We start from the raw sequence: 22711 nt of genomic DNA on the forward strand, positions 1-22711 counted from the left end.
TGGAAACGGCTATGAAAACGCTCAGAACAATGGCCATCAATCCATCTATGACTTTGATGACTTTGCACAATCGCCCCGCATCGGGAATGTCATGGCCGTTTCCGTCCCCCCCATCCCCCCTCCCGATTGCAGGCCAGGGGAGCTTCGAGAAACCACTTCGCGACTGGCACGGTAGATGAGCATCATCGGGGTCATCTCCATGAAGGGTGGCGTCGGCAAGACGTCCGCCACGGCGAATCTGTCCGTGGCCCTGGCTGCCACGCTGGGTGGCGAGCGGGTGCGCACGCTCGATCTCGACCCCCAAAATGCCTTGCACTGGCACTTCGGCAATACCGAAGATCATGCCCCTGGGGTTTGTACGCAGTCGATTGCAGGGGGCGACTGGTCAGCGATTGCGCGCACTGCGGATTGCGGCATCGTCTGCCTTCCCTATGGGGATGCCACCGAAATCGAGCGCCAGGCTTTTGAGTCTTTGCTGGCAGAACAGCCTGGCTGGATCGGACAGCAACTGCGCCACTATGGGATCGATCACGATGCCCTCGTACTGATCGATACCCCCCCTGGGCCTTCCGTGTACCTCCGGCAAGTCTTTGCCTGCGCAGACCTCGTGCTGCTGGTACTCATGGCCGATGCTGGTTCCTACGCCGCCATTCCCGCGATGGAGGGGTGGTTGGCGTCGTTCCCCCAAAGTCTGCTGCGTGCGCACTACCTGCTCAACCAGGTCGATCGCAGCGAAGCCCTGAACCGCGATACGGCGGCTTTTCTACGCCAGCACTTGGGGAATCGGCTCTGCCCCGTGGACATCCACCGCGACGAAGCCGTGGGGGAGGCGCTCGCCTTTCAGCGCACCGTGCTGGAGTACGAACCGCACGCGCAGGCTAGTCTGGACTGGACGCGGGCGGCTGCCTGGTTGCTCGACACCTTGGCCCACACGCCACCCCGATGACCCCGGGGTTGTTTTTGTCGTTGTGGCGCCAACGCTGGGGAAAATCTGCCCCCACAGCAGGGCCTGGCACTCCTTTTCCAGCCGTGGACCGGCTGGCGAATTGGTTCCTCTGGAACATTCCTGGGGTTCCGGAATCCATGCTGGTGGGCTATGCGCTGTGTGTGCCGTTATTGATGCCGCTGCAATTCGGCTTGCAAGGGCAGGTACTCCTCGTCGTCCCGCTGCTCTTTGTTGCGCTGTGGGCGCGCGGCCATGATGGTCTGTCTGCGTCGCTGGTGTTGTGCGCGCTGGCCGTGTTCTCTACGTCGCGGTATCTGTATTGGCGGTTCGATGCGATCTGGGCGCTGGCCGATGGCCGGGATTTCCGCATCGCCATGGCGCTGTGGGTAGTGGAGCTGGGGTGCGTGCTCGGGTACTGCACGCAATGGCTGGCGACGCAGTTCCCGCTCCGCCGCGTCCCTTCCGCGCTACCGCAGGATGCGCAGGAGTGGCCCAGGGTGGGCGTTTTCGTGTTATGCGCCCAAGCCAACGCCGAAGACATCGCCCATACGCTGCGTAGCGCTGATGCGCTGGATTGGCCCCGGCACATGCGTACGCTCTACGGCATTGATACGGGCGGGGACGAGGAGCGTGTGCGTGCCCTGGGTGTGTCGCAGGTTCCGCTGACGTGGATTCCTCCCTCTGCCGAATCCCACTGCACGCTCGACCATCTGCGCAACGCGCTATGGCCAACCAAGGACGATGTCGTGCTGATTCTGCGTGCCGGGCAGACGGTGCATCCCCAAGCGCTGCGACAAAGCGTGGGGTGGTTTGCGCAGCGCCCCCTGCTGGGACTCGTTGCCACCCCCGGGCATGGTTTTCTTCCCCCCACATTGCCCACTGCGCCGTCGCAACGGCACAACGGCCCCGTTCCCCAGGAATGCCTGCTGCTGCGCCGCAGCTTCTGGCTGACCCATGCCGCTGCTGCCGAGGCTGCGACACCCATGCACCCTGCAGCGGCGATGCTCCGCGCAGGCATCGACATGGACTGGCTTCTCGCTGCCTCCCCCACCGGGGAATGGGGCTGCACCCCCATTGACCCCACTTCGCGGACATGGCGAGCGGTGCTGCACCAGGCGCAGCGGTTGTTCGATCCCTGGCGCAAAACAGGCGTCCCCGTTGCCGCCACTGTGCCACTGTGGTATTTCCTGGCCGGTATCGACCCCATCCCCGGCGACGTACCGATGCTGCTGGCGCTGGTCTTGCCGCATGCGCTGTTTGGTGCCTGGCTGCTCCATGACCGGGCCGTGCCATCGTGGTGGAACGCTGCGCGGGATGGGCTACTGGGCATCCATTTGCTGTTGTTGACGGCTTTATCGACACCAGTACGCCGCTTGCGACTGCACAGATGGTGTACCTGGGAACGCATGGTGGAGGGCCTTTGGAAACCCTATCACGCCTTGCTGGCTGTAGCCCACCTCGCTGCGCTGGTCATCGCGGCGCAGCGCTTCGGGGACGGGGATGCCACGACGCTCTACGCCGTGTGGTCCGCCACCGTATGGGTGTTGCTGATGGCGTACTGGGCCGTTTGCGGAGAAATGGAAGAAATTCGGCTACATACCCTGCGTAGGCAGCGCTTATCCGCCATGCTGCGCAGCGCCCAACAACGATCCATGGTGTGCGAGACGGCCAATTTCCCGCAACTCCCGCTACGCATCGCCACGCCCATCGACGTGCCGTGGACGGCCGAAGAAGACATCGCTGTCTCGATCTTTTGCGACAACGACGAATGCGCCGTTCCCGCCAAAGTGCTGGCCGTCTCGGAGTCCCGGCGCGAGGTCACGGTTGACGTCGCAGACCGGACAGAATTTGCTCGATTCGTATCGGCAGCACTGGCCCGCACCCCCGACTGGCCCGAATGGTTCCCGGATCGGGACGCAGACAACCTGTTGCCTGCCTGGGTCAAGCGGGCGACACAAGGGCGGCAAGGCACTCCGCGTCGCTCCACAACCTGACCCCCGTTACCGCTTCCATACCACTTCCAGCCATTCCACGCATGTTCTGCCCAACCATGTCCTTGTCTTCCTTCTTGCATCGCTCCTTTCGGTGCCTGTCGTGGGCGCTGATCCTGGGGATCGCATGTACCAGCCTGTCTGCCGAGCCACGATCCAAGTCCCGGCGCAAGGCGCCCGTGCAGGAAGAGATCGTCGAAACCGCCGTTCCAGAAGCCTCGGCCACCTACCGCAAGGTCTCGCTGAGCTTCAAGGACATGGGGGCATGGTCTTCGGTGCATTTGCGAGGCGCTGATGCCTCGCGCACGCTGACTTTTTCCGTGCGCTCCGACGAGATGGTCGTCGCCGCCAAACTGTCGATCGTCTACGACTATTCGCCGTCCCTGATCCCCGAATGGAGCCACCTGCGCATCCTGCTCAACGAGCGCGTCTCCACCGTCTTCGAGCTGCCCGCAGGCAAAAACCTGGGCAACCGGCGCGAGATCGACCTGGACCCGCGTTGGTTTGCCGATGCCAACTTCCTGCGTTTCCACCTGATCGCCCACTACACGCGCCAGTGCGAAAACATGTTCCATACCTCGCTATGGCTCACGCTCAACGACATCGCCAAGCTCGAACTCACGCTCGCGCCCAAGACGCGAACCAATGACCTGAAGTACCTGCCCGCGCCGTTTTTCGACAAATTCGACGACGCGATGCTCAAACTGCCATTCGTGTTCCCCGCACGACCATCGCGGGGAGCCGTACAGGCTGCGGGAATCGTCGCGTCGTGGTTCAGCATCCAGGCTGGCGCACGGGGGGCACAGTTCCCCGTCTCCCTGGGCACCCTGCCAGAAGGCAACGCAGTCGTGTTCACGCAGGGGATGCAGGGGGTTCCAGGCGTGAATGTGCCCGCCGATGCGCACCTGAGCGTTATCACCCACCCCAACAACCCGCTGGCCAAGCTGCTGGTGTTTTCCGGTGTCCAGGATGCCGACCTGCTGCGGGCAGCTCGCACGCTGGCTTTGGTTTCCGCCACCCTTGCCGGGCCTGCCGTGCGGATCACGCAGGAAACCCCGATGGAGGAACGCGTTCCCTACGACGCGCCGGCGTGGGTACCTAGCCACCGCCCCGTGCGATTCGGCGAGCTGGCCAAACCCGAAGAGTTGCGGGTACACGGCTGGTACCCCGAAGTCATTCGGCTGAACTACCGCGTATCCCCGGATGTCTTCACCTGGAGGACCAAGGGAGTGCCGATGCAATTGCGCTACCGCTTCCTCCGCCTGCCCGAGCACAAAAATTCGAGCCTGAACGTCAGCCTCAACAACCACTTTCTGCACGCCTTCCCGCTCAACGCTCCATGGAGGAACCCGGACGATGTCCAACGCCTGAACCTTCCCGGCAGCGACAACGTCTCGCGCCGCAGCGATCTGCTCTACATCCCCCCCTACGCCGTGGGTGGGAAAGACCAGCTCCAGATGGCGTTTTTCTTCGACATCATCCAGCAGGGGGAATGCCAAGCCATGCCCCCCGACAACCTCCAGGCAGCCATCGACCCCGAATCGACGATGGATTTCAGCGTTTTTCCGCGCTACGTCGCGCTGCCGAACTTGGCGCACTACGCCAACATTGGCTTCCCCTTCACGCGGATGGCGGATCTTTCCGAAACCGCCGTACTGCTGCCCGATGCGCCGAATGCCTTTGAACTGGGGGCGTACCTGATGGCGATGGGGCGCTTTGGCGAGGCCACCGGGTACCCCGTGCTGCGGCACAGTCTGTTGACGGCTGCGGAGGTCGAGCAAGCCAGCGGGATGGATATGCTGGTGATCGGATCGGCCAACAGCCAGACGCTGATGACGTTGTGGGCAGACAAACTTCCCGTGGTGTCCGTCAGCGGCGAGCGCCGGGTGCGCGAACCCGACGCCACCTGGCTGCCGAAATTCCGCTGGGAGGAAGAAGACGTCCATGCGATTGCCCAGCCACGCGGCAAGCTGAATTTGGCCGGGCGTGGCGAATTGACGACGCTGATAGCCTTCGAATCCCCGCTAGAAGCCAGCCGCAGCGTGGTGCTAATTCATGCCGACAAGGCGGCAGACCTGCAAAAAGTGGGCGATCTGCTCACCAACCCGGAGCGGATCGGGCAGATTCAGGGCGATTTGGTCGTGATCGACGACAAGGCGTTGGACGCAGCCAAGGTCAGCGCAACGTACTACCTCGGCTCGCTGGCGTGGAAAACCAAGCTAGGCTGGCTGCTGGAAGACCACCCCACGTGGGTGGGTATCGGCGTGGCACTGCTGTGCATCTTGGCCGCGCTGGCTGCATACCGCCCCACGCTCGTGCTGCTGCGACGCCTGGTTCCGAAGCGCAAGGTGTGACATCCTCTGCCTGATGCACACTTCTTGACGCCCACTTCCTGACGCACATTCCGACTGTTTCGACGGTTTTCTCATGCATATCATCGCGTTTCTCTCGGGCAAAGGCGGGGTCGGCAAATCGACCCTGACTGCCAACCTCGCCGTGGCGCTGGCCCAGCGCAAAAAGCGCGTCCTACTCATCGACCTGGATCCGCAGAACGCGCAACGCTTCCACCTCAGCATGGATCCGCAGGAAATCGCGGGGCTGGTTCGCGAAGGGATCAGCCCTGCTTCAGTATTCGATAGCCCCTTCGACGTCAGTTTCATCCCCTTTGGGCGGGTGACCGATGCGGAGCTGGAAGACTTCGAAGCGCATTTGCGCGCCGACCCCGACTGGGTGGCACGGGGTATCGGAACCCTGGGAACGACAGCGTTCGATTTCATCCTGCTCGATACCCCCCCTGGCGCAACGGTGTTCTTGGTACAAGCGCTGCGCGCTGCGCACTGTGCATTCAAAATCGTCTTGGCGGACGCTGCCTCGCTGGTGACGGTCGACAAGATGCTTGCGCTCATAGGGCAGTACACCGCAGACCGCCCGGACTATGCGGGAACGTACCTGCTCATCAACCAGATGCCCACGCGCGGCAAGCTGGGGCACCAGGTTCGGGTGGCACTGCAATCACACTACTCCACGCAACTGATCCCCGTATCGATACACCGCGACGTGCATGTCGCGCAGGCCCTGGCCTTTGAACGCCCCGTGCTCCAGTACGAGCCGGGGTGCAAGGCGAGTCTGGACATCCAGTACGTGGTGGACTGGCTGCTGACGAACCTCGAATGATGCGCGGCGCTGTCCTTCGCCCTCCCTGGATTTGGCGCCGCTTTCTGACTGTGTTGACGCTCGCGGGCGCCCTGGCTGGCGCCGCCGCTGCACAAGGCTTGCAGGCCATGGCCTACTTCCCCTGGTGGGTGCCGCAGAGCTGGCGGTCGGCCCCCTTGGCGGAGCTGGATCGGCTGCTGTTCTTCGAATTCCGCATTGCACCCGACGGAACGATTGCGGAACGCCACGGCTGGCCGACCGAGTGGGCCGCGCTCTGTGCCGAGGCTGCGCGGTCGAAAGTGCCGATCGATGTGGTATTGACGCTATTCGACCCCGCCGAATTCCGAACGTTGTTCCGCACAGAAGCTGCCAGGGCACGGCTGCTGGACGAGACGCTGTCCCTGTCCCACGCCAAGGAAACGGCTGGCGTACACCTGGACATCGAAATTTTCGAAGTCCAGGACGCCGCCATAGTGGCCGGATACCGCGCCTTCGTTCGCACGCTGGCGCAACGCCTGCGTAGCCAAGGCAAGGCGCTCTCAGTCTTTTTGCCTGCGGGCGAAGGTACCGCGCTCTACGACCCCGCCACGCTGGCGCTGGCGGAGTACGTCGTCGTTCAGGGGTACGACACCCACTACCGCGCCAGCCGCCGTGCGGGGCCTGTGGCTCCCCTCGACGGGCCGGATTCCTGGACGTGGGCCAAGGCCGTCGAGGCGGCCACTGCGCTGGGCTTGCCTGCGCAGCGCATCGTGATGGGGTTCCCCCTTTATGGCTACGAATGGGGCGTGCGCGATGCGCCCCCGCGCTCCGAAGTCATCCGGCCCGCAGATACCACGACCTTTGCCGCCGTGCCGGAAGACTGGCTGCCCGAGCTGCGTATCTCCGTTGCGGAACGGGTGCAACGGTACGGCGCCACCCACGATCCAGTCACGGGGTCGTCGTACTACAAATTCCGCAACGACGCCGGGCAATGGCGAGAGGGGTGGTTCGAGGACTGGTGGTCGCTGGGACGCAAGTACGGCTTCGTTGCGCAACGAGGCCTGGGCGGCATGGCGTTCTTCCTGCTGGGGTACGACCGCCACGCCTTGCTCAGCGCCTACGTGCAGCGGCGGAGCATGGACAACCTCGACGGACTGATCGAGCGGTTGCGGTAGCCGTTGCGTCGTGCTTCCGCTCGCATGCCCTGTTTCCGCCATGCCTTTCCTTGCGCTACCGCTGATCGTCTGGCCGTGGATCCACCCCTTTGCGCCGGGGCCGATGCCTGCCGTCGTCCCACTGCTGGCATCCTGGGGCTGCGCCGCCGGGCTGGCGATGCTATGGGCCGTGGGGCAGCCGGATCGGGAACGGATGGCGCACGCCATCGCCTGGGCATGGGCCATCGCTGCGGTGCTGAGCGCCGCCATCGGGCTGATGCAATACACCGGAACCAGCGACTGGATGGGGCGCTGGGCCAGCCACCCCGGTACCGGGCAGGCCTATGGCAACCTGCGCCAGCGCAACCAGTTCGCCACGCTGATGAACATCGGCCTGGCCGCGTTGCTGTGGTTTGCCGGCACGTTGCATCGTGGTGATGCGCGCCCTCGGTCCACGATCAGGTCGACAGGGTGCAGCGACGATGGCATAGCGGCCTCGTGCGCAGGTGAGGCACCACCTCTGTCCACCATGTCGGCGATGGGGCCTGTATCGGTGGGGCCTATGTCCATGGCCCCTACCTGGCCAGTCCGTGCAAGATGGGCGATGCGGCTGAGGTCGGTGCCATGGGCGCAATGGGCGATGTGGGCCTGGCTGCTTGCGGCAGCTTGCGTGATCGGGCTGGGCAATGCTGCGTCGTCGTCGCGTACCGGGCTGGTGCAGCTTGCACTGCTGGGTGCGCTCGCGGCGTTGTGGGGGGGGCTGCGCCCCGCAGTGCTGCGGACGGTGGGGCTGGTTTGGGCGGTGGCGGCAGGGGCATATCTGCTGGGCAACGTCGCGCTGCCCTGGTGGCTGGGGGTGGAGCCTGCCTCGCACGGGGCGCTCGCACGCCTGCAAGCGGGCGACCCGCCGTGCGCAAGCCGACTGACGCTGTGGCGCAATGTGCTGTACCTGATCGCGCAGCGGCCCTGGGCGGGATGGGGGTGGGACGAACTCGACTACGCGCACTTCGTCACCCTCTACCCACACCCACGCTTTTGCGACATCCTCGACAACGCGCACAACCTCCCGCTGCACCTTGCCGTAGAGCTTGGCGCTCCCATCGCCGTGCTATGGACTGGGCTGATCGTCTGGGCGCCCCTGCGCGCCCGGTTTTGGAAGGACGACGACCCCACGCGCCAACTCGCGTGGTCGGTACTGGCCCTCATCCTGCTGCATAGCCTGCTGGAGTACCCGCTGTGGTATGGCCCATTCCAGATCGCTGTGGTGCTGAGCCTGTACCTGCTTTGGCCCCGCGTGCGCGGCGGGCTATGGCTGCGCGCCGTGCAGGGGCTGGCTGCGCTGCTGCTGGGTGGGTATTGCGTGGTCGCCGCATGGCAATACGAGCTGGCCAGCCAAATTTACCTGCCTCCAGAACAACGCCTGCCCGGCTACAAGGAAGACACCCTCGACAAAACACTGGATGTGGTGCTGTTCCGCGACCAAGTGCTGTTCGCGGAGCTGACGATGACGACCGCCGAACCCCACAACGCCGCCAGCGTGTACGCGCTATCCCGGCAGTTGTTGCACTTTTCCCCGGAGCCTCGCGTCGTCGAGCGGCTGATCGACAGTACACGCATGCTGGGGCAACAGGAGGAGGCCGATTTCTACACCCTGCGGTTCCGGGCAGCCTTTCCCGATGCCTGGGCACACTGGGTGGCGCGCCAGCCAGCCAAGCAATCCTTGGACCCGTAACCGTCTTCGCTTTGATCGCTTTCGCCTGTGCAGTCAGTCGCCTGCAACTATGACTATGCCTAGGACTAAGCTTATGCCTATTCCTACGCCTTGCCTCGCACCCACCAGGGCAACAATGCGTTGCAATGTAGCCACGTTATGTTGCGGAATACATAGCATTCCCTGCCGAATTGGGGCACCGATTCGATTTTGGCCGCCCTTTCATGGTGGAATCACTCCCTGTGAATCGTCGTTCACCTCGTTCCCGCAACGGGCAACGATGGGTTTTTGAGAGTTCATCAAGGAGTTTTTGATATGAAAAAAAGTTTGATCGCCCTGGCCGCCCTGGCCGCAACCGGTGCCACGTTTGCCCAATCCAGCGTCAATGTCTATGGGATCGTTGACGGGTACTTTGGTGCGACGAAAAATGATGCCGACCCCAAGACTCTTGGTGCCACGCAAACCGTCATTCAAAGCGGTGGAGTCAATTCCAGTCGTATTGGCTTCAAAGGCGTAGAAGATCTGGGTAGTGGCTTGAAAGCCAACTTCGTGTTGGAGCAAGGGTTCAATGTAGACGATGGTGGAGCTACCGCTGGTCAAGCTTTCAGCCGCAAAGCCTATGTAGGCTTGACCGGTGGATTTGGGGAAATCAGACTTGGCAAACCTTATACCGCTTACGATGACATCGTTGGCACCGCCAATTCGGTATTTGATTCCAAGCTCGCTCCGACGACAAATGTGTGGATAAGTAGTGATGCGTATCTTGCCAATCCTGGCAACACCGTGTACTACGCAATGCCCAGCCTAGCTGGTTTCACCGGCGCTATCAGCTTGAGCTTTGGCGAAGACAAGACTACCAAGTTGGATCCCAGTTCTGTCACCAGCCTCAATCTGCAATATGCTGATGGTCCCTTGTATGCAGCTGTGGGGTACCAAACCGAAGAACCACAAGGTGTCAATGTCGTTAGTACCGACTACACCACTGTCCAAGCTTCATACGATTTTGGCATCGTCAAAGTGTTGGGTTCGTATGGTTCTGTGGATGATGGCAATACCACGGACGAATGGCAATTTGGCATTGATTACCCCGTCTCCAGCGCGCTGGTGCTCTCTGCGGGCTTCGCACGTTCGACGGACGATGATGCTGCCGATACCACCCGCACTGGTTATGGTCTAGGTGCCGCGTATTCGCTGTCCAAGCGCACTACGGTTTACGGCGGCTATCGCTTCGCTGCAGAAGAGAAAAATGGCCGTGCCGAAGATGTGGAAAACAGCACCTTTGCCGTGGGCGTGAACCACAAGTTCTAAGCCCTGCCCTGCTGTGCTGGCTTTTCCGGCCAGCACGACATGGTGACAAACCGCCCCTTGTGGGCGGTTTTTTTTCGTCCCTGTACAGTGCGCGCAAAGATATCCATGCACCCGTCATTTCCGGCAAAAAGCCCGCAATAATCACGGAATCATGGACGCACAAGCCATCAACCGAGAACTCGACGCAGCGCGGTACGCTGGCCCGGTCAAAGACATCGTCATTCCCCCATGCCCCCAACTGCTGGTGCAGTTGCAACAGGAATTGGCCTTGGCGGATCCAGACCCCCACCGCGTCGCAGCCATTGCAGGGAGCGACGTGGCTATGGCAGCGGGGTTGATCCGCGTGGCCAACAGTTCGCTGTATGCACGCAAAGAACCCGTGGCGTCTGCCGCGCAAGCCGTCGCCATGCTGGGCGTACGGCCCACAGCCACGCTGCTGACGAGCTTTCTGCTGCGCAACAGCATCCGCATCGACCCCACGCTCATCGAGCACTTTTGGGAATCGTCGACCCGCAGGTCGATTGCCATGGCGCACATCGCCGGGCAGATGTACGGGATGGACGTCGAAATCGCAAAGACCTGCGGACTGTTCTTCCACGTCGGCATCCCGATCATGCTGCAAGGGGTGCGCGGGTATTCCGGCACCCTGGTGGAAGCGATGGCGCGGCAGGATCGCACCTTCATCGAAACCGAAAACGCCGCGCACCGCACCGACCACGCCGTCGTGGGAGCCATCGTCGCCAAGACGTGGAGGCTGCCCACTGTCATCGTCCTTGCCGTTCGCCTGCACCACGATTTTTCCGTGCTTGAGGACGATACCGTACCCATCGCAGTGCGCAACCTCGTCGCCATCGCAGCGATTGCCGACCATCTCGTCGCCCAACACGAAGCCATTGAGGTGCAGCGCGAGTGGCAGCGCTATGGCGAGCGCTGCATGGCTTTCCTGCAGATCGGCCCTGCAGAAGTGGAAGCCTGGGTGGACGTGCTCTACCACCCCTTCGAAAGCGTCGTCGTAACCTGATGGACGCGCACGCCACGGCGTTGGCTGCGCGGCTGGAATCGGTGCGACAGCGCATTGCGACAGCCTGTATCCGTCACCATCGTCATGAAGATGCCGTCCAACTGCTGGCGGTATCCAAGACTTTCAGCGCCGATGACGTGGCGGCAGCGTACGCAGCCGGGCAAACAGCTTTTGGCGAAAACTACGTGCAGGAAGCGGTGCAAAAAATCACCCTGCTCCGCCACCTTCCCTTGGAATGGCATTGCATCGGTCCAATCCAGAGCAACAAAACCCGACTCGTTGCCGAGCACTTCGACTGGGTGCAATCGATCGACCGAATGCAGATCGCGCAGCGCCTCAGCCAGCAACGCCCTGCGCAGAGGGACGTTTTGCAGGTGTGCATCCAGGTCAATATTGACGGGGGGCCGACCAAATCTGGCGTGGCGCCTGCCGATGTGCCTGCGTTGGCGCGGGAGATTGCGGCGCTCCCCCGTCTGCGATTGCGCGGGCTAATGTGCATTCCCGACCCCGTCGACGATGCCACCGGGCAGGTGGCCGTTTTTGCCCGGGCCACGGCGCTGTGGGAATCCCTACGTGCGCAGGGGTGGGAGCTAGATACCTTATCGATGGGTATGAGCGCAGACCTCGACGCAGCCATCGCCGCAGGGAGCACGATGGTTCGCGTCGGCAGCGCAATTTTTGGCTACCGTACACCCAAGCCACCCGCTGTCCCACCTTCCCCATAGCGGTATTTGTGGGAGCGACGGCAGTCGCGATGCAGCGCCGGATGTGCAAAACCCGTTCCCCCTGCAAACGCCACCCCCTTAACCGTCGAGCAGCGCCTGCATGGCCGCGCAGAGTTCATCGATGTCGTTGGGCTTGTGCAGCAGGGCGCGCGCTCCCGCAGCCAGCGCATCGCGTTCAATGTCCGGGCTGACATAGCCCGAAGCCAGCGCCACCGGCAAAGCGGGCCGGATGCGCAGGGCGTCGCGAATCAGCTCCACCCCGCTGTAGCCGGGCATGTTGAAGTCGGTGACAAGCAAATCGACGTGGTTGCTGTCGTCGCCGAGCGCAACGAGGGCATCCTTGGGGTCGCCGTAGGTGGTCACGATGTACCCCCGCCTACGCAACGCACGCTGTACCAAAAAGACGAGCGCCTCATCGTCGTCGACGTACATCACCCGGTGCCCCGTGCGGCGCGCTGCTGACGCCGTCGCCACGGCAGGAGCTTGCGCAACAGGCGCCTGCGCACACAACGGAAAGCGCAGCACGAACTCACTGCCTTCCCCCGGCGCGCTGCGCACCGCGATGTTGCCGGAATGCGATTGCATGATGCCGTGAACGACGGACAGCCCCAGCCCTGTACCCTGACCGACCGGCTTGGTCGTAAAAAAGGGTTCGAAGATCCGCTGCAATGTCTCCGGATCGATCCCGCTGCCCGTATCACGCACCCGCAACAGCGCTTGCGGTGGCGATGCGCCATGGTCCGCTTCGAGTTCCACGGCGATGTACCCCGCGTGGTCGCCGATCGCGTGCATCGCATTCGTACACAGGTTCAGCAACGCTTGCTCGATTTGCGTCGCATCGGCCATCACCCACAAGGGTTCGGAGGAAATCGCCTGCCGAAGCTGGATATGCGGCGGCAAGGTCACGTGAAACAACCGCGCCGCATCTTGGACGATCCTGGCAAGCATCACGGAGCAACGGCGCGGGGGTTCGTGGCGGCTGAAGGTCAGAATCTGTCGCACCAAATCCCGCGCACGGCGAGCGGCGCGGTCGATCTCGGCCAGGCTCACGCCGACGGGGCCTTCGTTGCCTGCATCCTGCATCGCCAACGCGACATTGCCCAGAATCGCCGCGATGATGTTGTTGAAGTCGTGCGCGATACCGCCAGCCAAGGTACCAATGGCCTGCATCTTTTGCGACTCCAGCAACTGCGCCTCCAGCACTGCACGGCGGCGTTCCAGCTCCTTGCTCATGCGCAAATCGCGCAGAAACAGGGTGGCCACATCCGGATTGCGCTGGCGCGACACGCTCACTTCGACGGGCACCTGCACCCCATCGAGGGTCCTTGCATCCATCTCGCCCAGACGCACGGTTTGCTCGACCTCCCCCTGGCGCAACGCCTGCGCTGCGGTGGGCAAAAAGACGTCCAGCCCACGCCCGATGGCCTGCGCAGCGCCACAGTCGAACAAGGACTGCGCAGCCGGGTTGCAGACCGAGATGCACAGCCGTTCGTCGACGCTGACGATGGCATCAAGGGAAGAATCGATGATCGCAGCCATCTGCGCCTGACTTTGGCCCAGCGCCTCATTGCGCTCGGTCAGCATCCGCTGGTTGGCCTGCAAAGCGCGGCGCTGCTCCAGCAAAGGACTTTGGTCGATGATGGCGCAGACAAGGCTGGGCTGCTCTGCGTCGTCGAAGCAGGCGATGTGCAGATCACCAGTGAAACGCCCGTCGATGCCGGACAGGAAGGTCAGCTCGTGCAGCACGCTGGCACCTTCCCTGCATGCGCATTCGATGCCTTGCTCGACTTGCGACGCCATGCCCGGTTCCACGAAAGGCAGCAGAAAGACCAGCGGCGGATCGCTTTCCAGCGGACGAAACAGCGCCAATGCCCGTGCGTTGTGCTGCAACACCTGCGTGCGCTCATCCACCACCATCAACGCCAGCGGCACATGCGCAAACAGGGTGGCAAAGCGTTCGGAGGCCGCTTCGGCGTCAGCCTGGCTGAACCGTAGCGCCTGGTTTTGGATGCGTAGCTCTGCCTGATACCTGCGCAGCTCATCGACAAGCCTGCCCGGGCGAACGGGGGTGGCGGATGCAGCGGAGCGTGCGCGGCGCAAGGGCTGGGGGCGCGCTGGGGAACGTCTGGTCACTGCGTTGGCTCCCAAGCACAGCATGCACCGATGCTGTATGTGTCATAAACAACTACAGAACGACGCAGAGCTACCGATAAAGACTTGGGGTCGTTTATCACCTTGGTCACCTTGCACACTACATGGGAGAAAAGCATGAATATCACCAACACCGCCGCAGTTCGCACGGCCACGACCGCAGCCCAAAGCAGCACTTCGGATGCCTTGCACATGCTGGTACTGCGCAAGGCGCTCGACGCGGAATCCAACGCTGCCGCAGCCATGCTCCAAACGCTGCCCCAACCCGCGCCATCGAACAACAATACCAATATGGGGACGGTAGTCAACACCTACGCATGAAACGTGGGGCGAGAGCGGGAACGCCAGCCCCACCACCATAGCAGGCAGCGCCACGCTGCCCAACCCAGCGCAATCCCCACGCAGTCTGCGGCCCAGTCCCGCCAATCTCCGTGCCTCCATCCGGTGAACGCCTGCGCGATTTCGATGCCCACGCCGAATAGCACCAATCCTGGTACGAGCCTGCTCAGTCCGCGTGGATAGGCCACCAGCCCCCAAAATGCCAGGGCTGCGAATCCGGCAGTGTGCTGCGCTTTGTCCCACCATCGCAGCACTTCGGGCACCTGGGGCGCTGGCGCAAGCGCCAACCACGACGCCATCGCGACCAGCCCCCAAAACAGCGCACGGGCGCACCAGCGGTGCGTCGAGGCCGTTTTCGTTCCGCACAACGACATTGGTGGTCTTTGCTGCATCATCGAAAAACTAATACCGGTTGGACACCACGCACTTCAGGGCGGTAAGCCGTGACCCCGGCCTGAAAGTCAGGGTTTCGGCGCCTCTTTGGGGGGGGTGCAAACCCCTTCCCAAAGTGTGCAGCCATACCGGCCTGCAGGCTGGTTCTGGATAGTTGCTGGTACTTGCGTGGCCAACGCCACGGGTTTTTCCATAGAAAATCGCCCGCGCATCCGGGTTCTGCGCAACCATGGGGTTGCTTGCCACGCTCTCCACATCGCACCCCATGGTTTGCTGCACCCTGTCTTGTTCCCTTTTTTCCTTTTTCTGAGGACTACACATGGCTAGCGTCAACAAGGTCATCCTGATTGGCAATCTCGGGCGCGACCCCGAGATTCGCTCCTTTTCCAACGGCGACCGGGTGGCCAACGTCACCATCGCGACTACTGAGCGCTGGCGCGACAAGCAAAGCAACGAGATGCGGGACCAGACCGAGTGGCACCGCCTGGTGTTCCACAGTCGGCTCGTCGACATCGTCGAACAATACCTGCGCAAAGGTTCGCAGGTATATGTGGAGGGCAGCCTGCGTACCCGCAAATGGACAGACAAGGATGGACAAGAGCGCAACACCGTGGAAATTCGCGTCGACCAGATGAAGATGCTGGGCAGCCGCAATGTTCCCAACGAAGAGGACGAGCCGGGATATGCCCGCAATTCTTCCCCTGCACCACGCCGTGACCCCGTCCCACAGACTGCCCCAGCTCCTCTTCCTGCTACTTCCACACCCCCGGCGGGAAGTAGTTTCGGCGGCATGGACGGCGACATGGACGACGACATTCCTTTTTAATGGGCATACCGGGGGTGGCTTGCCGACGGCGCGCAATGCAGGCTGACTATCACTTCGCCCCTGCACGGGCACGGTGGCGCGCCATTTCCACCCCCTGGTTGGCCAAGGCATCCGCACGTTCGTTGCCGGGGTGGTTGGAATGCCCACGCACCCAACGCCATTCGATGCGGTGCCCTCCTTCCCGTAGCAACTCGTCGATGCGATGCCACAAATCCTCGTTCTTGACCGGGGTGTTCTGCGCAGTGACCCAATTGCGCGCTTTCCATGCCGGCATCCATTCCGTGGCGCCTTTGAGCACGTATTGGCTATCGACATACAGGGTGACATGGCAGGGCTTGCGCAATGCGCGCAACGCCTCGATCACAGCAGTCATTTCCATGCGGTTGTTGGTGGTATGCACTTCGCCGCCGCACAGTTCCTTACGCTTATCCCCGTACTGCAACAACACACCCCAACCCCCCGTGCCAGGATTGCCCTTGCATGCGCCATCGGTGTAGATCTCCACTTCGGTCATCGAATCATTCCTTGGGATTCCTGGGAGCAGGGTTCCCGGCCTGCGGTTTGCACAGCGCGAACGCCGTTGCGGGAAACGGCACGCGCCCCAACAAGCGATACGGCGGGCTTCCACCCCGGCTGGAGCAGCGTCATGCCACGCACGCGCTTGACGGCGACCAGGCAATACACCGCGCCCAGGATCGGCCACCAGCGCTCTCCAGCCCGATCCATCCACGCCAGACGCCGCAACCACGACATGCTGGAACACATCGGTCGGTAGCAGCCAAAATGTTCGGCCCGTACCTCCAGGCTGAGTAACCCCAGCCAGTCGCGCAGGCGCAGAGAACCGATGAATTCCATTACCTCTGCGGAAGGGGCACGAGGCAACCACCGCCGCCTGGGCACACGCGCCTCGCGCAAGCCCCACAGGCTCACGGGGTTAAAGCCCGTGAGCACCGCCACCCCTTCAGGCACCAGCACCCGGGCCACTTCCCGCAACACCCCATGGGGGTCGGTGGCGCGTTCCAAGGTGTGAGGAAGGATCACCAAATCCAGGCTGTTTGCCGGAAAAGGCAGCGCAGCAAAGTCTGTGACCACATCGGGAATACGTTCGGACATCCGCTCAAGAATGCCCTCGGGAATACGATCAGAGCGATCAGAAACACCCGCCTGCAACGAGAGCTGCGAAACAGCCAGCCAGCGATGCGCCATGCGATTGGCGCGTAGCCCGTCGAGTTCCGGAAAACCCAATTGCAGCGCATGGAACCCGAAAGCGTTGGCCACAGCAGCATCCAACTGTGCCTGTTCCCACGCCAGAACATACTGCCCTGCAGGGGCCTGGAGCCAGTGTTGCATACCTATTGGGGCTTACGCAAAACCGCCCCAGCGTTGTAAACCCCACTTGCCGTACTGCTTTGTACTGTCTGCGTGGAGGTGCCAAGCTGGGACAATTTTGGGTACGTCCTACCTATAATTTTTTGGAGCATGAACCTGGTACCCATCCCCTGCCTTGCAGACAACTATGCTTGGATGCTGTGGGAGGACGGACGGGCCATCGTCGTGGACCCGGGAGACGCAGGCCCGGTGCAGCGTGCTGCGGACAGCCTGGGAGTGCGAATCGAATCGATTCTAGTCACGCACCACCATGCAGACCACACTGGTGGGGTACATGCTCTACGCAATGGCGGCGCTACGGTCCTCCGCGAAGGCGGTGTTGCAGTTACGGTATATGCCCCCCAAGAGCACATCGCTGGCCCCGTGGTGCCATGCCAAGATGGCACAGAACTTCTGCTGTTGGGCCTGCCCTGCCGCGTGCTGCACGTTCCAGGCCACACTGCCGGGCACGTGGCATACCTGCTTACTTCCCCTGCAGAACCACCGATCCTGTTTTGTGGTGATACCCTTTTCAGCGGAGGATGTGGTCGCCTGTTCGAGGGAACGGCCCAGCAGATGCTGGCATCGCTCTCGCGCTTGGCGCAGCTTCCAGAGGAAACCAGGGTCTGCTGTGCGCACGAGTACACCGAGGGCTGCCTGCGCTTTGCGCGTAGGGTCGAACCGGACAATATAGCGCTGCGGGACTACCAGGATCGGGTCCATGCCCTGCGCAGCCATGGCAAGCCGACCCTACCCTCGACGATCGGCCTGGAAAAGGCCGTCAACCCTTTTTTGCGTACCCACGTCGAATCCGTCCAACGCGCAGTGCGCGCCCAGGACCCCGATGCCACCGACCCGGTGGCCGTGTTCGCCGCACTGCGCAGATGGAAAGACCGATGCTGAATGCACTACGCCACTGGATCGTCGCAGCCACGCTGCTGCTGACTGGATGCGCCACCCTGGAATGGCCGTTGTCCATGCAACGCGATGTTCCTGCCCCTGTTTCCACAGCCATCCCTGCCGTGCCGACGGGGGCCACGGTGACCCCCGTCGATCCCCCACGGGCGACGGGGATTCGTCTCCAACCCTTACAGCCCTCCTTGCTGCGTGGTCAGGATGTCCATCCCCTGACCGCTCCCCAAGATCTGTGGGATCGCATCCGGCGTGGCTTTGCCATGCCCGATTTGGACACCGAGCTGGTGCGCGAACGCGAGCTGTGGTACAGCAGCCGACCCGATTACGTCGAGCGCATGGTCGAGCGCGGAAGCAAATACCTCTTCCACATCGTCGAAGAGCTGGAGTGCCGCAACATGCCGACCGAGTTGGCCCTGCTGCCCTTCGTGGAAAGTGCTTTCAACCCCCAGGCCATCTCCAGCGCGAAGGCAGCCGGGATGTGGCAATTCATGCCGGCTACGGGCCGCAATTTCGACTTGCGCCAAAACATGTTCCAGGACGACCGGCGGGATGTGCTGGCTTCTACCCGCGCTGCGCTGGACTACCTGCAAAAACTCTACGACATGTTTGGCGACTGGCACCTCGCCCTCGCCGCCTACAACTGGGGGGAAGGACGGGTAACCCGCGCCGTCACCCAGGCCCGTAAGGCGGGAGCCAGCGCCTCGTATGCCGATCTGCCGATGCCGATGGAAACGCGGATGTACGTCCCCAAGCTACAAGCCGTCAAAAACATCATCGCGGCCCCCGACGCCTTCCGCATCCGACTGCCATCGATTCCGAACCATCCGTACTTTCAGACGGTGGAGATTCGCCAAGACATCGACGTGGCTGTCGCTGCCTCGCTGGCGGAAATCTCGCTGGCAGAGTTTCGGTCGCTCAACCCCAGCAGCACCAAGCCTGTGCTCTTGGCGGCAGGTCATCCACAAATATTGCTGCCCTGGGACAAGGCCGAGCGTTTTCAGAGCAATCTGGAATCCTTCACCGGCGACCGTCTAGCGAGTTGGACGGCGTGGATCGCGCCCACCACGCTGACGGCGCGCGAAGCAGCCAAGCGGATAGGAATGGGCGAGGACGAGCTGCGCAGCGTCAACAAGATTCCGCCCAGAATGCAGATTCGTGCTGGCTCGACCTTGGTCGTCCGCCGCAGCAACGGGATCCGCCACGACGTGAGCGAGCGTGTCGCCGAAAACAGCTACCTGGCCCTGGCCCCGGAAGTTGTGCTGCGCAAGACCTGGGTTCGCGCACGCAAAAAAGAATCCGTTGCCCAACTCGCCGCACGCTACAAGCTCAGCGCGGCCAGCGTCGCACAGTGGAACAAGGTCTCGTCGTCCGTCACCTTTGCCAAGGGCCAGAAGGTACTGGTGTATCTGCCTACTACGGCCAAGAAGCGCCCTCTGCGTTCAGCGCAAAAACATGCCCAAGCTGCTACCAAGGCCAAGGCCCACACATCGGCACGCAGCCCCACCCGTGCTGCACCCAAAGCAACCAAGAAGCTTGGGGGGAAGGCAGGGAAGACCAAGGGGAAGAAGGCGGCGCCCAAAACAAAAACACGCCGGTAGGCGCCCATGTCGGTATTGGGGGACCGGCTGACGGTTCTGCACGGCGCCTTGATGCCCAGCGTCTCCGCACTATCTCCACACCCACGCACCCCCTACGCGCTCGCCGTGCAGGGTCATGCCATAGCGTGCCAACTCCTCGGTTTTCCATCCATGCGCCTGCCGTTGGGCACGAAACCGGGATAGCTTGCGTTCCATCCAGCTTTGTTGCAAGAGCCGTCGCTTATTGACGTGCATCAACTCCTCCCGCTCCCTCTTCCCCATCGCTTTTTTCATCGCTTTCTGAGTGATCGAACCGAAGTGATGGATCCATACCCTTCCGGTGATGGCGCGGCGCAGGGACGTTTGCGCCAAGTCGTGAAAAAAGATCGCGTCCTCGAACCCCAGCAGTTTGGGGTGCGCGCGGAAATACCCGATTTCCTCGAAAACACGACGATGGATGCACAAACAAACAGCGCTCTGGGTACCGTGCCGAAAAACGTCGCGCATCGTTGCACCCGACTTTTCGGCAAAAGACTCGAAGTCGTAGTCCGCCTCTCCTTCGACCATCGCTGGGGAAATGATGGACAAGCCGTGCGTATTGGCAATGGCAATCAGCTCTTCGACCCATCCTGGTGGCACCAGAATATCGTTGTTCATCACCACAGTCCATTCCGACTGGAAGTGCAATATCCCCTGGTTCCACGCCGCACCGCAAGACAGGTTGCTCTTGTTGACGATACAGCCGCCCAATGGCAAGGAACGTAGATATTCAACGGTGCCGTCCGTCGAACCGTTGTCGACAACCACCACCCGGCTCAGCGGCGTGCCCGCACGCACCAGGCTATCAACGCAAATCTTCGTGGTGTCTACCGAACCAAAACAGGCAAAGGTCATCGCATAGTCCTCTTCCCTCATCATGGCATCCTCTCGGTTTCTGCAGACGGCGTAGACGGGTCATCGGCAGCCATGGCAGATGCGCACAGCAACGCAAGGGTAAGCGCCCAAAAACTGGCCATGTGTTTCATATCGAACACTTCCGTGCTCAGGCTGCTGACGCTTATACAGACGATACATACGATCCCCACCCTGGCATTGGCCCGCTGTGCTCGAACCGGGCTGCGCAGTTGACGCCGAAACACGACCCAGGGAACCACAAACAACATCGTGTACGCAACCAGCCCGGGAAGCCCGTGACGGATGGTGTTTGTCACGATTTCGTTGTGGAAGCCTGATTTCAAGGCGATGCGCTGAGTCTGGAAGGTGGCGTACTCTTGCACCTGAGCAGGCAGATGTGCTTGCATAAGCCGTGTGTCTCCAACGCCAGCGACTGGATGCGCCTGAAACATGTCGTTGGCGATACGCAGCAAAGAAATCCGAATCCCCACAGAAGTTTCCGGTGCAAGCCCTGTCCACGGATAGTGCTGGACTTCCTGGATAGCAGACTCCACACGCCGTTCCATCGGCGACATCCATGCACCCGCTACCACCACGACGGCAACGCCCACCACAGCAATTCGTATCCTCTGCCCACGCACATCCCCAACACACGATCTACCCAGCCACCATAGCCCCACCAAAATCGGCACCGCCAACCACCCAGTGCGGCTGCTGGAATAGACCGAGAGCAATCCACCCACCACAGCCCCCAGCAGTTTGCATCCCACCACGACCGGGGAGTCCTTGCCCAGCGCGTCGATGGACGCCAGACTGACCAGTCCTAGCGTCAAAGACAAATAGCCAAAGGCCAGTGGATCGGCGAAGTACGTGGACATCCGATGCGGCCCCCACAACCGAGGCTGCGGAAAGAAAAGCTGATGCAACGCCATCCCCAGCAAAGTGGCGACGACGACGTACTGAAAGACCCGCAAGAAGTCGATCTTTCGATCCACCGCGAACCAGAAAACGATGGCGGCCAGTACGAACCGGAACGGCGTATCGAACAGTGTCCATGTACATTGGCCCCGCAGCAGGCATCCCAAAGCCGTAGCCATTGCGGGCGCTAGCAAGGTGAGCAAGACGGCGCGACGTAGCCATACAGTCTCTTCCGCCCACACGGTGTTCTGCTGGCGCAGCACCAAGGCCAGCGTACACAGTACCGCCCCCACTAGCAGCATGGTGCTGGCCCACGAGCGCAGTGTCACGACAAACAAAGGGAACGACACCAAGAAGAGCGTGACCAACCCTGTTTCGATATCGATGCGAGGTTTCGTAACAGCCTTCGCAACAGCCAAACGCCATGTTGCCGGACAGGAAAGAATGGAGGACATCGACCAGGCTTTCTTGCGTTCAATAGTCGGGAGATACAACCTACGTCACACGGGGCGCACAATGGGCTTCGAAAGAGACACTGGCCATGCACCCATGCCTCCTGGTACCCGCACACACCCCCTCACCACCAAAGCCCTCGGCGACGATGCAGAAAACGCCGCGTTGGCGCACCTGCAGCAGGCCGGGTTGCGGCTGGTGGAGCGCAACTACCGCACGCCCGGGCGAGGTGGAGGGGAAATCGACCTGATTTTGCGGGCGCAAGATGGTACCTTGGTGTTTGTGGAGGTACGGTCGCGCAGCAATGGACAACATGGCGGGGCAGCAGCCAGCATTGGGGTAGCCAAGCGCAGGCGCATCGTCCGCGCAGCGCGCTACTACTTGCTGCGCTGCGCCAGCCCCCCGCCATGCCGGTTCGATGTCGTCGTGGTCGAGGCCGGGGTGCTGCAATGGATTCCTGGGGCTTTCGATGCCGAGTCGTTCTGAGCTGTGGCCTGATAATCCCGCCCCGTGAAGCCTGCCAGGCCGCCGCTGGTGCCATGGCACTGGAGGAACGTCCGGACTGCACAGGGCAGCGTAGCAGCTAACGGCTGTCCGCCGAAGACCACGGGGAACCTTCGGGATTTCCTGGGGAAGAAGGCGAGGATCAGAGCAACAGAGACGAGTCGCCGCCGCAAGCCGGTGGTGGGTGAAACGGGCAATCTCTACGCGCAGCAATACCAAGTAGGCACGCGCCGACGGTGCCCCCCGAGCGTGCGGGTAGGTAGCATTGAGCGCCTGGGTGACCAGACGCCCAGAGGAATGGCGGTCACGCTGGGGTTTCCCCCGGCGCACAGAATCCGGCGTATCGGCAGGCTTCACACCACAGCCCAGGAGTTTGTCAGGCTCT

Annotated in this window: 20 protein-coding genes and 1 other RNA gene; 15 read left to right on the forward strand and 6 right to left on the reverse strand. The window is 62.1% G+C overall.

The window, feature by feature from the left end; genetic code table 11:
• The first annotated feature begins 175 nt into the window (after positions 1–175).
• The 9 genes from bcsQ (CENROD_RS07165) to CENROD_RS07205 all read left to right on the forward strand — a co-directional run bounded on the left by bcsQ (CENROD_RS07165) (position 176) and on the right by CENROD_RS07205 (position 11988).
• Positions 176–946 (forward strand): cellulose biosynthesis protein BcsQ, encoded by a 771-nt coding sequence (bcsQ, locus tag CENROD_RS07165; RefSeq protein ID WP_041193377.1) that lies wholly within the window; start codon positions 176–178, stop codon positions 944–946.
• Entirely contained in the window at positions 943–2940 is a 1998-nt protein-coding gene (locus CENROD_RS07170) for a glycosyltransferase family protein (RefSeq protein ID WP_022773522.1), read from the forward strand. The genes bcsQ (CENROD_RS07165) and CENROD_RS07170 overlap by 4 nt, the downstream gene beginning before the upstream one ends.
• Positions 2941–2996: 56 nt before the next feature.
• Entirely contained in the window at positions 2997–5291 is a 2295-nt protein-coding gene (locus CENROD_RS07175; RefSeq protein WP_051360334.1) for a cellulose biosynthesis cyclic di-GMP-binding regulatory protein BcsB, read from the forward strand.
• A 73-nt stretch (positions 5292–5364) separates the two neighbouring features.
• On the forward strand, positions 5365–6111 hold the full coding sequence (gene bcsQ / locus CENROD_RS07180) for a cellulose biosynthesis protein BcsQ (RefSeq protein WP_022773529.1): 747 nt from the start codon (positions 5365–5367) through the stop codon (positions 6109–6111).
• Positions 6108–7244 carry a glycosyl hydrolase family 18 protein gene (locus CENROD_RS07185; protein ID WP_022773533.1) on the forward strand — a complete coding sequence of 379 codons (1137 nt, stop codon included), beginning with the start codon at positions 6108–6110 and terminating at the stop codon, positions 7242–7244. Before bcsQ (CENROD_RS07180) ends, CENROD_RS07185 begins: the two co-directional genes overlap by 4 nt.
• A 40-nt stretch (positions 7245–7284) precedes the next feature.
• The gene (locus CENROD_RS07190) at positions 7285–8955 is read left to right on the forward strand and encodes a Wzy polymerase domain-containing protein (protein ID WP_041193379.1); all 1671 of its coding nucleotides are present in this window, start codon (positions 7285–7287) and stop codon (positions 8953–8955) included.
• A 294-nt stretch (positions 8956–9249) separates the two neighbouring features.
• Positions 9250–10242 (forward strand): porin, encoded by a 993-nt coding sequence (locus CENROD_RS07195; protein WP_022773540.1) that lies wholly within the window; start codon positions 9250–9252, stop codon positions 10240–10242.
• Positions 10243–10393: 151 nt separating this feature from the next.
• Entirely contained in the window at positions 10394–11263 is an 870-nt protein-coding gene (locus CENROD_RS07200; RefSeq protein ID WP_022773544.1) for an HDOD domain-containing protein, read from the forward strand.
• Complete coding sequence (locus CENROD_RS07205) at positions 11263–11988, forward strand: YggS family pyridoxal phosphate-dependent enzyme (protein ID WP_022773547.1); 726 nt, start codon at positions 11263–11265, stop codon at positions 11986–11988. Before CENROD_RS07200 ends, CENROD_RS07205 begins: the two co-directional genes overlap by 1 nt.
• Positions 11989–12066: 78 nt before the next feature.
• On the opposite strand, the gene CENROD_RS07210 is transcribed toward CENROD_RS07205, so the two are convergent.
• Entirely contained in the window at positions 12067–14121 is a 2055-nt protein-coding gene (locus tag CENROD_RS07210) for a hybrid sensor histidine kinase/response regulator (protein ID WP_238551755.1), read from the reverse strand.
• Between the two features lie 135 nt (positions 14122–14256).
• Between CENROD_RS07210 and CENROD_RS07215 the strand changes: the two genes are divergently transcribed.
• A complete protein-coding gene (locus CENROD_RS07215) occupies positions 14257–14460 on the forward strand; it encodes a putative motility protein (protein WP_022773558.1) in 204 nt (67 codons plus the stop codon).
• Here the strand turns inward: CENROD_RS07215 and CENROD_RS07220 are convergent.
• Positions 14451–14873 carry a VanZ family protein gene (locus CENROD_RS07220; RefSeq protein ID WP_022773562.1) on the reverse strand — a complete coding sequence of 141 codons (423 nt, stop codon included), beginning with the start codon at positions 14871–14873 and terminating at the stop codon, positions 14451–14453. The genes CENROD_RS07215 and CENROD_RS07220 overlap by 10 nt on opposite strands.
• Before the next feature lie 317 nt (positions 14874–15190).
• Here CENROD_RS07220 and ssb point away from each other — a divergent pair, with 317 nt between their 5' ends.
• Positions 15191–15697 carry a single-stranded DNA-binding protein gene (gene ssb / locus CENROD_RS07225; RefSeq protein ID WP_022773569.1) on the forward strand — a complete coding sequence of 169 codons (507 nt, stop codon included), beginning with the start codon at positions 15191–15193 and terminating at the stop codon, positions 15695–15697.
• Between the two features lie 49 nt (positions 15698–15746).
• Here ssb and rnhA read toward each other — a convergent pair whose 3' ends face one another.
• Together rnhA and CENROD_RS07235 are read right to left on the reverse strand one after the other, a co-directional pair.
• The gene (gene rnhA / locus CENROD_RS07230) at positions 15747–16211 is read right to left on the reverse strand and encodes a ribonuclease HI (RefSeq protein ID WP_022773573.1); all 465 of its coding nucleotides are present in this window, start codon (positions 16209–16211) and stop codon (positions 15747–15749) included.
• Complete coding sequence (locus tag CENROD_RS07235; RefSeq protein ID WP_022773576.1) at positions 16208–17047, reverse strand: class I SAM-dependent methyltransferase; 840 nt, start codon at positions 17045–17047, stop codon at positions 16208–16210. Before CENROD_RS07235 ends, rnhA begins: the two co-directional genes overlap by 4 nt.
• A 129-nt stretch (positions 17048–17176) precedes the next feature.
• On the opposite strand from CENROD_RS07235, the gene gloB reads away from it, so the two are divergent.
• Both gloB and CENROD_RS07245 read left to right on the forward strand, forming a co-directional pair.
• A complete protein-coding gene (gloB, locus tag CENROD_RS07240) occupies positions 17177–17968 on the forward strand; it encodes a hydroxyacylglutathione hydrolase (RefSeq protein WP_022773581.1) in 792 nt (263 codons plus the stop codon).
• On the forward strand, positions 17962–19578 hold the full coding sequence (locus tag CENROD_RS07245; protein WP_022773586.1) for a transglycosylase SLT domain-containing protein: 1617 nt from the start codon (positions 17962–17964) through the stop codon (positions 19576–19578). Before gloB ends, CENROD_RS07245 begins: the two co-directional genes overlap by 7 nt.
• A gap of 69 nt (positions 19579–19647) precedes the next feature.
• Here CENROD_RS07245 and CENROD_RS07250 read toward each other — a convergent pair whose 3' ends face one another.
• Together CENROD_RS07250 and CENROD_RS12495 are read right to left on the reverse strand one after the other, a co-directional pair.
• Positions 19648–20475, reverse strand: coding sequence for a glycosyltransferase family 2 protein (locus CENROD_RS07250; RefSeq protein ID WP_238551756.1), 828 nt, complete (start codon positions 20473–20475; stop codon positions 19648–19650).
• Positions 20472–21824 carry an O-antigen ligase family protein gene (locus CENROD_RS12495; RefSeq protein WP_081699840.1) on the reverse strand — a complete coding sequence of 451 codons (1353 nt, stop codon included), beginning with the start codon at positions 21822–21824 and terminating at the stop codon, positions 20472–20474. Before CENROD_RS12495 ends, CENROD_RS07250 begins: the two co-directional genes overlap by 4 nt.
• Positions 21825–21918: 94 nt before the next feature.
• Between CENROD_RS12495 and CENROD_RS07260 the strand changes: the two genes are divergently transcribed.
• Both CENROD_RS07260 and rnpB read left to right on the forward strand, forming a co-directional pair.
• Positions 21919–22308 (forward strand): YraN family protein, encoded by a 390-nt coding sequence (locus CENROD_RS07260; protein ID WP_041193384.1) that lies wholly within the window; start codon positions 21919–21921, stop codon positions 22306–22308.
• Between the two features lie 26 nt (positions 22309–22334).
• Positions 22335–22685, forward strand: an RNA gene (gene rnpB / locus CENROD_RS12795) — RNase P RNA component class A.
• Positions 22686–22711 lie beyond the last annotated feature (26 nt).

This window comes from Candidatus Symbiobacter mobilis CR (assembly GCF_000477435.1).
In the GTDB taxonomy this organism is placed as follows: Bacteria; Pseudomonadota; Gammaproteobacteria; order Burkholderiales; family Burkholderiaceae_C; genus Rhodoferax; species Rhodoferax mobilis.